Annotated in this window: 15 protein-coding genes and 1 pseudogene; all 16 read right to left on the bottom strand. The window is 45.0% G+C overall.

What is annotated here, in order from left to right; translation table 11 throughout:
• Nucleotides 1-147: 147 nt before the first annotated feature.
• The 16 genes and pseudogenes from JCM17471_RS05710 to JCM17471_RS05640 all read right to left on the bottom strand — a co-directional run bounded on the left by JCM17471_RS05710 (nt 148) and on the right by JCM17471_RS05640 (nt 13076).
• Nucleotides 148-962, bottom strand: a pseudogene (locus tag JCM17471_RS05710) (oxidoreductase).
• Nucleotides 963-1089: 127 nt separating this feature from the next.
• The gene (locus JCM17471_RS05705) at nt 1090-1662 is read right to left on the bottom strand and encodes a hypothetical protein (RefSeq protein ID WP_054777156.1); all 573 of its coding nucleotides are present in this window, start codon (nt 1660-1662) and stop codon (nt 1090-1092) included.
• Nucleotides 1663-1672: 10 nt separating this feature from the next.
• Entirely contained in the window at nt 1673-2008 is a 336-nt protein-coding gene (locus JCM17471_RS05700) for a hypothetical protein (protein WP_162208364.1), read from the bottom strand.
• Between the two features lie 65 nt (nt 2009-2073).
• The gene (locus tag JCM17471_RS05695) at nt 2074-3510 is read right to left on the bottom strand and encodes an L-type lectin family protein (protein WP_156321620.1); all 1437 of its coding nucleotides are present in this window, start codon (nt 3508-3510) and stop codon (nt 2074-2076) included.
• Nucleotides 3511-3841: 331 nt separating this feature from the next.
• The gene (locus JCM17471_RS05690) at nt 3842-4339 is read right to left on the bottom strand and encodes a hypothetical protein (RefSeq protein ID WP_054777153.1); all 498 of its coding nucleotides are present in this window, start codon (nt 4337-4339) and stop codon (nt 3842-3844) included.
• The gene (locus JCM17471_RS05685) at nt 4336-4722 is read right to left on the bottom strand and encodes a hypothetical protein (protein WP_156321619.1); all 387 of its coding nucleotides are present in this window, start codon (nt 4720-4722) and stop codon (nt 4336-4338) included. The genes JCM17471_RS05690 and JCM17471_RS05685 overlap by 4 nt, the downstream gene beginning before the upstream one ends.
• Nucleotides 4723-4877: 155 nt before the next feature.
• Entirely contained in the window at nt 4878-5111 is a 234-nt protein-coding gene (locus tag JCM17471_RS14010; RefSeq protein WP_156321618.1) for a hypothetical protein, read from the bottom strand.
• The gene (locus JCM17471_RS05680) at nt 5093-6118 is read right to left on the bottom strand and encodes a lectin-like domain-containing protein (RefSeq protein ID WP_054777151.1); all 1026 of its coding nucleotides are present in this window, start codon (nt 6116-6118) and stop codon (nt 5093-5095) included. Before JCM17471_RS05680 ends, JCM17471_RS14010 begins: the two co-directional genes overlap by 19 nt.
• Nucleotides 6119-6464: 346 nt before the next feature.
• Complete coding sequence (locus JCM17471_RS05675; RefSeq protein ID WP_054777150.1) at nt 6465-6938, bottom strand: hypothetical protein; 474 nt, start codon at nt 6936-6938, stop codon at nt 6465-6467.
• The gene (locus JCM17471_RS05670; RefSeq protein ID WP_054777149.1) at nt 6935-8743 is read right to left on the bottom strand and encodes an L-type lectin family protein; all 1809 of its coding nucleotides are present in this window, start codon (nt 8741-8743) and stop codon (nt 6935-6937) included. The genes JCM17471_RS05675 and JCM17471_RS05670 overlap by 4 nt, the downstream gene beginning before the upstream one ends.
• Before the next feature lie 232 nt (nt 8744-8975).
• Nucleotides 8976-9965 (bottom strand): WxLIP family cell surface protein, encoded by a 990-nt coding sequence (locus JCM17471_RS05665; protein WP_054777148.1) that lies wholly within the window; start codon nt 9963-9965, stop codon nt 8976-8978.
• Between the two features lie 14 nt (nt 9966-9979).
• Nucleotides 9980-10660: a WxL domain-containing protein gene (locus JCM17471_RS05660; protein WP_054777147.1), complete on the bottom strand. Its 681-nt coding sequence runs from the start codon at nt 10658-10660 to the stop codon at nt 9980-9982.
• A 169-nt stretch (nt 10661-10829) separates the two neighbouring features.
• Complete coding sequence (locus JCM17471_RS05655) at nt 10830-11276, bottom strand: hypothetical protein (protein WP_225354154.1); 447 nt, start codon at nt 11274-11276, stop codon at nt 10830-10832.
• Nucleotides 11277-11416: 140 nt separating this feature from the next.
• Nucleotides 11417-12340 (bottom strand): hypothetical protein, encoded by a 924-nt coding sequence (locus JCM17471_RS05650; RefSeq protein ID WP_054777145.1) that lies wholly within the window; start codon nt 12338-12340, stop codon nt 11417-11419.
• Nucleotides 12341-12345: 5 nt separating this feature from the next.
• Nucleotides 12346-12786 carry an L-type lectin family protein gene (locus JCM17471_RS05645; RefSeq protein ID WP_054777144.1) on the bottom strand — a complete coding sequence of 147 codons (441 nt, stop codon included), beginning with the start codon at nt 12784-12786 and terminating at the stop codon, nt 12346-12348.
• Nucleotides 12786-13076, bottom strand: coding sequence for a hypothetical protein (locus tag JCM17471_RS05640; RefSeq protein WP_054777143.1), 291 nt, complete (start codon nt 13074-13076; stop codon nt 12786-12788). Before JCM17471_RS05640 ends, JCM17471_RS05645 begins: the two co-directional genes overlap by 1 nt.
• Nucleotides 13077-13265 lie beyond the last annotated feature (189 nt).

Genomic DNA, 13265 nt, shown 5'->3' with positions numbered 1-13265 from the left:
AAAATTACACGGGTTATATAAAAGGAAAAAGGTGGCACACAATTGATTTCAATTGTGTGCCACCTTTTTTGATGAATAATTTTAAGATGTATATTGAATGGAAACGTCGTCACATACAAGCCGAGTTTCGTGGCTTCGTAAACGTGATCACATTACGCGTTTGATTACGGCATCAAACACCCGATTAGGCACCACGCGTGAGAAGAAGACAGATGGCTTGGCGCCAAAGCCAGTCAGGTAATGTGTGCGAGGCTTAGCAGCAGTGGCAGCCTTAGCCATCACGGCACCGATTTTGCTTGGGGTTGTGATGAAGTGACCGCTGTACATTCGCCGCAAGTTCTTTGCGGTGCGCTGGGCGGCTTTGGCGTAGGGGCCTGGGCCGAACTCTCGCTCAAGTGATCAGCCGCAATCATGCCCCAATCGGTCTTGATGGCACCCGGTTCAACCAGAACGACGTGGATGCCGAATGGTTCAAGCTCTAGTCGCATGGCGTTGGAGAAGCCTTCAACGGCGAACTTGGTTGCGTGGTACCACGCGCCAAATGGCGTCCAGACCTTGCCGGCCATCGATGACGTGTTGATGATGGTACCGGCGTGTTGCTTGCGCATCTGAGGCAGCACCAGCTTGGTCATCTGTGCTAGGCCAAAGAGATTGACGTCAAATTGGCGCTTGGCTTCATCGATACTGACTTCTTCGACGGCGCCATATGACCCGTAGCCAGCGTTGTTAATCAGCACATCGAGTCGATTTTCCTTGGCAATAATCTGATCGACCACGACTTTGGCGGCTGCGCCATCGGTCACATCCAGCGCAACGGGGGTGACGCCGTACTGTGTGAGTGATTGCAAGCGATCGATACGTCGAGCTGCACCATACACGGTGTGACCTTGTTGTGCGAGCTGCTTGGCTGCTTCAAACCCGATACCCGATGAAGCGCCGGTAATCAAAATAACACGTGACATAAGAAGACTCCTTTTCTCTATTAGATGAGTTGAGTGTAGAGCTAAAATCGGGGATGGTCAATTTAAAAGATTGTGAATATACAAAAGCAGCTGCCTCATGGTGAGACAGCTGCTTTTGATAATCCATTTAAGATGTTGGTGTTGTGGAGAGTGTCCAGGTCGCGGTAGAGGTGTAGTGGCCTACTTTCACAGTGGGCATCTTCCCATCAAAACCGAGAATTGAATAAATTGTTCCCGTTGGATTAGATGTTCCAGAGGTATCGCCAGACTCCATCGTGAAGCCACCATCCGTGGAAAAGTTGCTACCAAATGAACCACTATATTTCAAACTTGCAGCAGATTGTGCATTCATGAGAATGTACCCCGAGCCATCATCCTTGACCATTGCCTTTGGACTTGAGGTTTCAGTTGAACTGGCCAGATTGGTGCCTGGCCAGTAGTTGGCAGGACTATTTGAACCTCCGGTCGTACTGATAAAAGCAATTGTGGAACGTTGAGGCAAAGGTGTTTGCGGATCTCCGTTGGAGTCTGTAATCACTTTACCGGTTGAATCACTCAAGGCAAAGTTTGACAGTGATAATTGTAAATCCCATTGTTTAGCGTTATTACCGGTGATTTGAAGAAGACTATTTGTCGGCACGGCCTTATTATAGTTTGCCGTTGCCAACAAAAAGTATTGGTTATTATCCGCTGTTAACAATGGATTGAGATCATTTGTGGTAGCAACTTTTTGGTGATTGGTCCTTTACCGATCGCGTATAGGTTCCATTGATTAAATCTGAAACGTTTATAATTTGCGCATCAGTGTTTATCGCTACAAATGTAAGGCTTGGCACTGAATCGAGTGTAGGATCTGCTGGCGGATTATATGGTAGATTATTGTTTTGAATTTGGTAATGAATACTGTATGGATTGGTGGTTTGAGCTTGGTTCTCCAGATGAATTTGTGCGGTATCACCACTCACAGTTGCCGTATCGTCTGTGAATTCTTTGGTAGCGCCAGCCGCAATTTCGCTTGTTGGAATTTGATCGACATCAACGCGCATATTAAACGTAAGCTTTTGTGTCCCAGACGTCGAGGTCGATGGTAGCTTGAATGAGTTGATTCCAGTCACTTTGACATATCTGTTGTCTGGATGTGTACTGTCTTTAGGAAGGATGGTGGCATCAGCAGTTCCGGTTGTGCCATCAGGATAAGTGACGTCAATGGACTCACTCGAATTTTATTAGGAAAGACAAAGTATTTGTTTATTGGCACAACAGCGGTTAATGCACTTTGGGGATCGTCTGACCAGTTATGTAAACTATCATTATCAAAAGTGACAGTGAAGTTATATTTTAGCTGATCGTTTGTTTTTAGTACAGGTGGATTGGCTGCATTGGCTGGCGTTATTTCAGCCGGCGAATCATCTTTTGTGAGTGATGTATAGCCACCCGCGTTAACCCAACCAGGTAAGCTTCTAAAGGCAAATACATTGGCTTCGAACTGACTACCGGTGGATCCGGTAAAACCCACAGACAGCTGATGTGTGCCAAAGATTGTGTTGATTTGTGCATCCGTCCATCTAATTCGGCGAACAAGGGGCTTATCAGAACCATCGGCATTGGTTTGAACACCGGTCAACCGGTACGTGAGTGTTCCGCCACCAGCGGGATCACTAGCTAGGGCGTGATCCCATGTGACATCGAGAATATGCCATTTGTCGAGAGAATAATTATTATTTAAGGTAGAGGATTTGGATAATAAGCTGACACCAGTGTTGAAAGGTCGAGGGAGAGTAGTGGTTGAACTATTGGTTTGTGTGCCTGCATCATACATTAAGTGCACAGGCCAGTACCAGTTACTAGTATCAGTTCTATAATGATCTGCCCCGACGGTATAGGTGCCAGCTTGATCAGGGTAATTGAAACCAACGTAAGATGCATTAGTGGCTGTACTACCAGATGGGTAGGCATTATAGTCTAAGGTATTCAGATTTGCATAGGTATCAAATGTGATTACAGCACTTTTTTTGAGTTGATTGGTATCGGCTGGGAGCGTTGGTGTGGAACCAAATTTAGCGCCAGATATTTCTTCTTTGCGCCACACCCCCACAGAAGCACCTGTATTCATTTTACTACTGTCCGTTGGTATTGATGATCCAGTCAGTGCAAAAGCCATCCCATCTCCCGGGTCTGCTGGCGTGGCACCCGGAATGTATCCTGAATAGTTGAATCCTTGCTTGATTAGCATTGCCATACTGACAGAAAGGTGTTGTTTGTCGAGATTAAACACAGGACTATTACTCCAAAGTGCACCGACTTCGTTTTGACCTGCTGTTGTGACTGCTAAACCAGCATTGTGTGTTCCGTCTGGTGACTTAATAAGAACAGAGTTTGGTCCAACTTTGTGAAAATAGGCGTCATACGGAATGAATCCGGGGGAACCGTCAGCAAGGGTTGGTGGATCGCCAAACATTCCGGTATACGGAACACTTGAAGTAGACCAAGGAACTTCTGATATTGGTGCCATCCAAGCAGCATGAACATGCTGTGGAAGAATTGTCATGAAACTGATACTGCTCAATAAGACTGAAATCAAGACAGTAAGTCTACGGACTCTCATTTGTATGACCTCCGATAAATAACATAATTAAATTTATATAAATAATTTTATCACTAAGTCATCGGTTGTTTAATGCAGTAATTGCATATTTTGTTTATAATTTTTGGAAAAGACTTCTAACCTCTAAATTTCGTCGGTATGATGTTTTTATTCGTCGGATGAAATATCTTTCCAAGATATGAGGTAACGAAAGTAGAAAAAACAGTTTTCAAAGTCGAAAACTGTTTAAACATACCAACTTACTTGAAGAAGGCTCATAATCATTGAACTATTGTTATGGTGTTGTCGAGAGTGTCCACGTTGCCTGTGCGGTGTATGAACCTGCTTGGATAGTTGGAAGTGATTGGTCAAAGTACAGAAAACCCATCAATGCCCCAGATTTGAAGCCACCATCACCAGAAGTATTCGAACCCATACTCTTCATCGATTGTGCAGTACTATCGCTCATAATCGTTGTTGGTGCAGAGGCACCATCAGTCACAACGGCGGGATGTGTTGCGTCTGTTGGCTTTGGCAGATAGGAAGCGGGTAAGCCTTTGCCAATCCCGCTCAGACTGACAAATACGATTCGTGCCGGACGGGGAAGTGTCTTCTCTTTGGCATCTGTGGTCTTGAACTGCGACAGTTGTAAGCCTAGATTCCAGTTGCTCTGGGTTTTATTACCGTTAATTACGAGGCTTGAGTAAGTTTGCCCGGTCAAATCCTTGTAGGCAGCTGATAATAGCTGTGGGCCTGTGGGATCATAGACCGAAGGATTAATAATCTTATTCAAATTGTCACTGCTACTGATGTATGGCAATTTTGGGGATTCGATGTGCTAGTGTCATTCGCTGATTGTTGCACATCATCGCTTCGTGTATAAGCTCCGCGAATGAACTCAGAAACGGTTGGATTTGCTTTGGCTGGTCCCAAAGCTAAACCCCTGGCCGTATTTATGAAGTGTAGGTCAGGCACTGTTTCCAGATCAGGCAGTGCTGGTGGTACAAAAGGCTTGCCTGTGTTCTGAATCTGATACTTGATGGTGTAAGGGTCACTTGTTTGATCAGGGTTTGACACTTGAATCTGAGCATCATCACCAACCATCGTGGCGGTGTTATCGCTGAATGACTGTGTGGAACCGACTGGAATTGTATTGTTATCAACTGTGGCATCCACATTTACCGGGATATCAAAGGTAATTGTTTTGCTTGTCCCTTTTAGGAAATTGTCAAAGCCAGATAATTTGAATTGAGTAGCACTGCTAGAATCCAAATTAACAGTGGCACTGGAGCCATCTGAACCAGTAACGCTTATTGTTCTTTGAGAAGCGATTAAATACTTGCTTTTGGCAAGTACATGACTAACTTGTTAGCACTGTTTGCAGGCCATGACTGACTACTGCTGGCATCATAGGTTAGACTAACGTGATAGTTAAGTGCATCGTTAGTGTGTAGGACAGTCTTGTCTGTGACCGTTGTGCTATCTGCTGGCCGAGTCACTTTTACAGTACCGGCCGCATTGACAATACCAGGTAGCGAACGGAAGGCTAGGACATTATCCTGCACGGCATCCCCAGTGGTGCCGGTAAAGCCCACATATAGTTTTGGACTGTTTGACCCAAAAATTGTGTTGATATCGGCTTGTGACCACTGGATACTCTGCACAATGGCATTATGCTTTCCTGCTTCGTCGCATCGCTAATCTTATAAGTTAACGTTCCGCCATCTTTATAATTTCGTTGCCAGTTTACTTCAAGAATATGCCATTTGCTTGTGGTCAATTGTGCCAATGTGTTTGGCGCAGCTCCTGGGAAGGACAGGCCACTTGTCGTCGAGCCACTATTCTTATTTGTAAAACTTAAAGCTGGAGTGGATTTGCCGCCACTAGTGAATATTTGATACATATCTGGGAGACCGGGATAGCCGAATCCGACATACTGAGATGGGGCCGGAAAGACAGACGAATTGCCATATCCAGCGGTACCATCATAGGTGTCCGTGTCCGCATAAGTATCAAACGCTATTGCAGCACTGTGTTGGATTGCATTAGCCGCTATTTGAGCAGACGTTGGTTTTGTTGGCGAAGTATCTGGACCTCCCCAAACGCCTAGAGCACCACCGTCATAGCCCACTTTCGTCTGTTTGTCAGCAGTTAAAACAAATGCCATACCATCCCCGGGTTTACCTGTTGCGGGTGGTTGAAATAGAATATTGGCACTCATGGATTGTGATTGTTTTGACAAATCAAAAATTGGGCTTTGACTCCAAATGGCGCCAACTTGTTTATTTTTGGATTGAGTGACAATAAGTCCAACATCGGAACCAGAATTAGTCAAACGCACAGAGGGCCCCATAGGCGAGAATATATTCGTGTAGGGGACGTATCCGGCAATTCCTGGAGATAATTCATCTGGTGCTGGATAAGTAGGCAAATTACTGTTACTAGTTACACCACTCGAGTCCACAGTTCCATTGAACCAAGTCGAGTCAGCGTGAACTAAGGAAATGGTCGACAGTGCCAATCCAAGTGTTAAGCTCGCTAGTCCAACTACAAGAGTTCTACGAAGGCTCATTTCAGCCCCTCCTTACGCATATAAACTTTATTCAATTGTACCAATTAAAATTTAAAATATGTATCAATTTCACACAATTAATTTGTTCATATTTGAAATCTTTAATTTGCTACAGATTATTTCGAGCATTGTTAGGCTATTACTGCATTGGGAAATTTACAGTCATATCTATTTGCAACCTTGTGAGTTCAATAACAAAAATTGGTTGGAGTGAATTCGAAATCTATCCAAATTCACTTCAACCAATCGGAGATATATTGTTTAATTCATGGTTTAGGGGGGGAGCTTGCTATCTGTTATTTAGCTTTTCTAGTCTGCATTCTAGTTAGTGTGAGGTATCAGATAATCAAGAGGTTGGCGTAGTAGATAGCGTCCAAGTGGCAGTGGAGGTATAAGACCCCGCCTGAACAGTTGGTAGAGACTGACCGAAGTAGAGGACGCCCATGAGCGCGCCAGACCCAAAGCCACCATCGCCAGAAGAATTAGCGCTTAAGGCCTTGGCCGTACTGTTATTGAGCAAGGTGACAGGTGTTTGATCATCTTTTACCACTGCTGGCCGGTTTGTATCTGTAGTATTAGGTAAGTAAGCCGCGGGTGACCCTGAAGCAGTAGTCTTTTCACTGATAAATGCGATATGTGCATGTCGCGGCAAGTTGTGTGAATTGCTGGTGAATGGGCTTAATTTCAAATCCAAATTCCAATTCACCGTTGTGTTTTGCCCGGCGCCCGAAATCGATAATTTGGGATAGATGGGAACGCCGGGAGTTCCGGCGTATGTGGCACTTAACAGTTGTGGCTGTTCAGAAGTAGTGCCAGTCAAAGCTTGGGCGACGTCGTCAACGCTCTCGATATATGGCAATGCAGGGGGATTAGTCGTGTTGGTCGCGCCTTTTGGCTGAATCTCGTCACTGTGTGTGTAAACCCCATGGATACATTCTGAAACGGTTGGATTTGCTTTAGCTTGATCACCTGTTTGGTTAAATCTGAAGGTATTGATAAAGTTGAGATCAGGTACTGAATTGAGTTTGGGTTCTGCTGGTGGCGTGTAGGGGTCACCAGGATTTTGAATCTGATACTGAATGGTATAAATATCATCATCATTAGGATTTGTATTTGAAACGTGAATCTGGGCATTATCACCAGCGACTGTCCCTGTATTATCCCGAATAGAACCGGATCACCACCCTTAGGAAGGGTACCATCTACAGTAGCGTCAACAGCAATTGGAATGTTGAATTTGATTGTTGATGCAGTCCCCTTTGGAAATGAAGGTAGGTTGTCAATCACAAATTGTGTGGGGTCACTGGCATCAAGTGTTGCTGTCCCGATCATGGTGCCGGCGCTATTAGTTAAGGTGACTTGATCCGAGAGTGCCTTGAAGTATTTCTGCTTAGGAATAACCATGGATAATTTCTGTGACGTGTTCGATGGCCAGCTCTGGGTACTACTACTATCATAGTTAACACTGTAATGATAAGTGAGCTGGTCATTAGTCTTTAGAATACTGTTGGCATCAATGATTGTGGATGGTGAATCTGTCTTTGTGAGTGTTACTGTACCAGATGCATTGACGATACCGGGAATGGTTCGGAAGGCGAGAACGTTGGCTTCCGAGAATGTCCCCGTTGAACCGGTGAATCCGATGAAAGCAGTGCGGTTAGCTGCCGTGCCAAGGACCTTGTCAATCGCAGCATATGTTAGTGGCACTTGCCGAGTAACAGCCGGCGCGATACCATTGGCATCAGCGGGGCCAGTGTGATCCAGTTTATAAGTTAAGATACCACCACTATTGGAAGTGCGGTCCCAACTCACTTCAAACACATGCCAAAGATCTTGAGACGCCGTTGATGGTGAAACAAGCGTGATACCAGCATCGTAAGGCCGGTAATCAAGTGGTGCACTGAAAGTACTGTTAGCTGTATCATTGGTGAACCTTAAACTACGCGATGAATATGAACCGCTGTGCTTTAGTTGATAAGTATTGTCTTGATCAGGATAATTAAAGCCAAGATATTGTTGTGAACCAGTACCGTAATTAATAAGCGTGTCCAAATCATCGGTATTGTTTCCGGATTTAGTATTAGCATGGGTATCAAAGGTAATGGCGAGGCTGTTTTGTATTCTTGTTGGAGGATTATTTTCACCCGTGCCAGACAAATCCATATAACTACCTGTTCGCCAGACGCCAATAGAGCCGCCATCAGAAGCGAGGCTACCTGGATTTGTTCCGGCTAGAACAAATGCCATTCCGTCAGCAGGATTATTGTTTTTCGATTTAATGAGTAAGTCCATACTGACAGATTGATGTGATTGATTGAAGTTAAAGATAGGGCTGTTGCTCCAGATGGCCCCTCTCTGACTACCCATATCCTTAGTGACGACAAGTCCCACATTCTGTGTGCCGGCAGGATTAAGAATGGTCTCCGAACTAGTGCCTTTTATAGCTGTGAAGAAATCACCATATGGAACGTAACCTGGAACACCTGGTGCCAATTCGGGTGGCTCAGAGTACATGGTACCGTCGCCCAATGGTGCCATCCAAGCGGCATGGACTGCCGTTGATGGTACAATACCTAATCCGATAAAAATGATTGCAATAATTAAGACTGGCGAAAATGATTTCATGACGTGCCTCCAAAATATGCACTTTATTTTATATAAGGATTTAAGAATTTACTCATCCTCTATTTTAGCACTTGAGCCTGGCAGGATGCGTCAATAATATGTGATAAATTTTACAGAACGTGAAAAATACTTAAATTAAAGTAATGATTAAAATACTTTCTGGCTTATGCTTGAGTTTATAAAAAAGGCTCCTGACAAAATATTGGCAGGAGCCTTAAAAAGAAATATGCAATTAATGTTGCTTACGACGTTGTGATAACCACCAACCACCGCCTGCTAAGACGACAACAATGAGACCAATAACAACCGCTAAAGCCGTTGGAAATGAGTTAGGCTTGGTGACTGCCTTAACGACCTTACTGTGGGTCACTTCACCATTCTTGACGGTGATATCCCGCATGAAATGCCAAGTCTTCTTTTGCGTTGTGGCTGTTACGTTCATGCGATAGGTACCAGCGGGGAGGTTGCTGACGTTGGTCGGAATGAGGAAGCTCAAACGACTATTTGGTGCCATGCCGTACTTGGTCACATTCCGCTTGTAGGTATGCTTCTTGGATTTGACCGTCACATCGAGTTTGAGATCCTTGAAGTAATCAGACTGAAGGTTGTCGATATTGGCAACGAAATTCACCTTACCATCAACTGTTTTGACTGTTGCATTGTTCAGCGCCAAATTAGGCTTACTGCTCGTCTTGCTGCGCAGCTGAACACCGATGACCATGGCAAAGCGATTTTGAAGCGAGAATCCAGCGCTTTGACTGTCGGCATTTTTTTGCACATCACCTAAGACATAGAAAGCACCCAGAATACGGCCGGTGAACCCAGACTTTGGAATCGTGACCTTGAAGTGCACATCTTGGGTTGCCTTTGGTTTGAGCGTAATCGATTGCGCCTTAGTTGTCATCTTGGATAACACGGGTGCATCGGTGGGGTGTACATTCGTGTTAGGTGTGTAACCGATGACCCCGTTGTCCTGACTGAATGAGTCGGTGGGGGTCACGGTAACGTGCTGATTCGTGTTGCTAGTATTCTGCAATCGCAGAGATAATGTCTGGGTACTTCCGGCTTTGGGTTCGATATCAAAATAACCGGTTTGTTTGGGATTCTGGTTAGACGGCATAATCGGGGCTGCCGTAAAACCAGCACCTGCCGCATGTGTTGTGACTTGCGGCAGGAAGAGGAAACCCGCTAGTAAGCTGAATAAGAGTGCCAATTTCTTCATGCTTGAGTTCCTTTCTAGTTAGTTGGTGTATTGCTGAGGGTCCAAGTGATTGTTGCTTTGTAAGCCGTTGGCCGAACAGCAGAGTTTTGGGTGAGAGCAAGGGTGGTATTGTCAGCAAAAGTCAGTGTGTTGATACCTTGACCAAGTTTGACACCAATCTGATTGGGATCTGTGATTGTTGTATCCCAAAACTGCTTTGTATTGCCAGTAGTGGGCAGTGCAAAAGCGGAATCAGTACTCGAAGGTTTGCTGTCCGCAGCGGGTAATGCATAGGTCTTGGTGTCTGGATTATCCGTTGTAATTGCCGTTGGATCCCAGTGCAAGTTCAGGGTTCCGTCCAAAGCTTCACCTGTTTTGTTAGTATCACTAGCCTCGTAAAAAGGGTTCATGGCAGCTGTTAATTGCCAACCTTGGCCCGATCCAGAATAGTCAGTCACTGTTAAGGTGTGAGAATCCGTTGTACCAGTGGCCAGCGGGATATTGGGCAAACTCTGTGTTTTGAGATCGAAGGCTTTTTGCTGTGCAAAGGTAAAGGTTGGCACAGAAGTGATGATAATCGGAGTTGAATCCGCTGCGATATCCATACTAAATGTTGATTTTTGAGTGCCAGCAGTTGTGTCCGCCTTCACTGGCACGATGGGTGCACTCAGGACAGTGAGCAATATCAGACTAAGAATGATTTGCGCTCGTTTCATACGCATGGTCCTTTCTGTAGAGTCAAAAATAATAGTTTATCACTCTACAATTTCTACTTGTTATTTTAGCACGATTATACACTTAAAATAGCGCAGGATTGACATAATATGTTTTTGGATTTTGAAAAAACCGCCATCTTTTCGCGAGATGACGGTTGTTTAGTCAACACTAAGGCGCAGTGGTCAGCGTCCAGGTGGCAGTTGACGTATAGTCGCCAGCTTGGACGGTCGGCATAGGATGACTGAAGTACAGCACACCATAAAGATTGTTAGTACCGCTACCACTTGAGAAATCGGTCCCACCGGTACTGTTCGTCGCAGTATTTGAGACCGGCAAATTACTAGCAGACAATAAAGGCGTCGCTGTGTTGTTATCTTGAATAATTGCCGGCGCCGCGCTGCTAGGCCAGAGAGAAGCGGTACTTTGGTCTTTAAAGTTTGACAACAAGACATTCGCATTCTCAGGTAAGTGCACCGTTTTACCATCACGGGTAGCGGTGAATTGACTCAGAGCCAAGGACAATGACCATTTTGTCTTGTTTCCTGTCACCGTCAATCCTTGAGTCTTAGGCGTTCCCTGATTGTTGCGATCGGAGGTATCCGTTGTGGCCGTCAACTGTGTGTCTTTACTGTGCAATGTTGTATAGTAGTCAGCAGCAGTCGTAAAGACTGGTTTTGTGTCATACTGACCCGAGATGAGTTCCGAGATTTTTGGTTGGCCAGCAGTGAACGAATTACTGTTGTTGAGGTAACGTTTTAAATTAATAAAATCAAGTGTTGGAACGGCATCGAGTGATGGCGGTGGCGCATAAATCGCACCGGTGTTTTTATTGAGTACTGTATAGTGAAGGGATCGCTGTTATTATCCGGATTTTCTAGATGAACTTGGGCATTGTCACCGGCCACAACCCCGGTATCATCCGAATAAAGGCTTTGCGAATTACTTGGAATTTCTGAGTTGCTAATTGTATCTACAATCGTGTTGATACTGAATTTCAGTGTTTGTGAGCCGGTTTCAGATGAGCCTTTGATAAAACCCGGAATACCAGAAACAATCACCTTAGTTGGGTCATCGGCAAATCCGGCTTGAGAAGATGTTTTAGCAAGGGAAAGTTTTGCGTACGCTTGGGAACCATCTGCATTAGTCACGGGACTGCCATCAGCATGGGTGAGCGCCACCTGTGAGTTCATCAACTTGAAATACTTGTTTTTGGTAAATGTGAGCGTTAATGTCCCGTCAGCAGCCGTGGTCCAGCTTTCCTGGCTGTCGTTATCATAGTTGATATTGAAGTTATACTGCAGCTGATCATTTGTTGTGACTGCGGCGACACTATTGACTGGGCTGCCGTTTTTAGTCAAGGTTTCTGTTCCATTAGCATTGACGATTCCTGGAATCGTCCGGAAAGCCAGGACATTCGCCTCATACAGGTCGCCCGTTGTCCCGGTAAAGCCAACCCGAACTTTTTCCTGTGCAGGGGCGACATTGTTGAAGAAGATTTTATTAATATCCGCATCAGTCCAATGAACCTTCTCGACAATTGGACTTTTTCCGTTAGAGGTTGCATTGGAAAGGCGATAGGTTAAAGTGCCACCAGTACTGTCGCGATCCCAATTGACATCGAAAACATGCCATTGTTGTTGGCTGATATCGGTTACAAATGTAGCCGCATCAGCAGGCATGTAAGTTAAATCATCGCCACCTGTGATTTTTTGCTGAAGTTGATTTGGGATGATGCAGGAGCGGATTTCAGTGTGTATGTTTTGGTGTATGCGGGATAACCAAAACCGACATAGGAAGTGGCCCCACTGCTATCATCAAAAGGCGAATTCTTATGCGTATCAAATGTGATGACCGCACTATTTTGCAACGCTGTTTTAACGTAGGTATTAATATCCTGTGTGGCTGGTGTTACAGCAGCCCAGACGCCGATTGAACCGCCAATAAGGCCAGTGGTTGTTGGCATTGCGCCGCCCGCTAGTGCGAAAGCCATCCCATCGGCTTGGGCACTCCCAGTAGCCTGAATCAGTATATTCATACTGATAGATTGATGTTGCTTGCTCAGATTGAAGATGGGTTGATTGGTCCAAATGGCCCCACTCTGATTTGCCTTTGGTGGCGTCACCATCAGCCCGACGTTGGCTTAGTGGTGTTGCTAGAACTTGTAATTCGAATCGCATTCCCCAGAGATGTGAACATCGCATTATTCGGATCTGTTTGTGAGTCGGCAAATGGGATATATCCTGGCACACCAGGCGAAAGTTCTGGTGGCGCATTCGTATATAGTGTGGTTGAGCCATCAGGCAGTTTCACTGGATCCATCCAGTAGGTTGCGGCCTCGACTCGTTGTTGCGTACTACCCAGCAATGTGAAGCCACCTAGTAGCATCATGAGAATTGTTAAATAACGCCATTTCATGGCATACGTCTCCTTAGTAGAAAGAATTATAGACTGTGGTCTAACTGCGATTATTCTAACATTTATAGTGTATAATTACTAAAATTGTTATCTGGATTTAGACGATTTTAAGATTGGTCCATATAGCACATTGGTTCACATAAAATAAAAAGAGGTGCGACAAATTGAACGGTTTGTTGCACCTCTTTT

Source organism: Lacticaseibacillus saniviri JCM 17471 = DSM 24301, from assembly GCF_001311785.1.
Lineage (GTDB): Bacteria > Bacillota > Bacilli > Lactobacillales > Lactobacillaceae > Lacticaseibacillus > Lacticaseibacillus saniviri.
This window is presented reverse-complemented; position numbering and strand designations above follow the sequence as displayed.

What these genes read in the sequence shown, in the direction of transcription:
- JCM17471_RS05700 (WP_162208364.1), bottom strand. Translation starts at nt 2,008, where the DNA reads ATGCGCGTTGATGTCGATCAAATTCCAACAAGCGAAATTGCGGCTGGC.
- JCM17471_RS05695 (WP_156321620.1), bottom strand. Translation starts at nt 3,510, where the DNA reads ATGACAATTCTTCCACAGCATGTTCATGCTGCTTGGATGGCACCAATA.
- JCM17471_RS05680 (WP_054777151.1), bottom strand. Translation starts at nt 6,118, where the DNA reads ATGAGCCTTCGTAGAACTCTTGTAGTTGGACTAGCGAGCTTAACACTT.
- JCM17471_RS05670 (WP_054777149.1), bottom strand. Translation starts at nt 8,743, where the DNA reads ATGAAATCATTTTCGCCAGTCTTAATTATTGCAATCATTTTTATCGGA.
- JCM17471_RS05665 (WP_054777148.1), bottom strand. Translation starts at nt 9,965, where the DNA reads ATGAAGAAATTGGCACTCTTATTCAGCTTACTAGCGGGTTTCCTCTTC.
- JCM17471_RS05660 (WP_054777147.1), bottom strand. Translation starts at nt 10,660, where the DNA reads ATGAAACGAGCGCAAATCATTCTTAGTCTGATATTGCTCACTGTCCTG.
- JCM17471_RS05650 (WP_054777145.1), bottom strand. Translation starts at nt 12,340, where the DNA reads ATGCCTGCTGATGCGGCTACATTTGTAACCGATATCAGCCAACAACAA.
- JCM17471_RS05645 (WP_054777144.1), bottom strand. Translation starts at nt 12,786, where the DNA reads ATGGTGACGCCACCAAAGGCAAATCAGAGTGGGGCCATTTGGACCAAT.
- JCM17471_RS05640 (WP_054777143.1), bottom strand. Translation starts at nt 13,076, where the DNA reads ATGAAATGGCGTTATTTAACAATTCTCATGATGCTACTAGGTGGCTTC.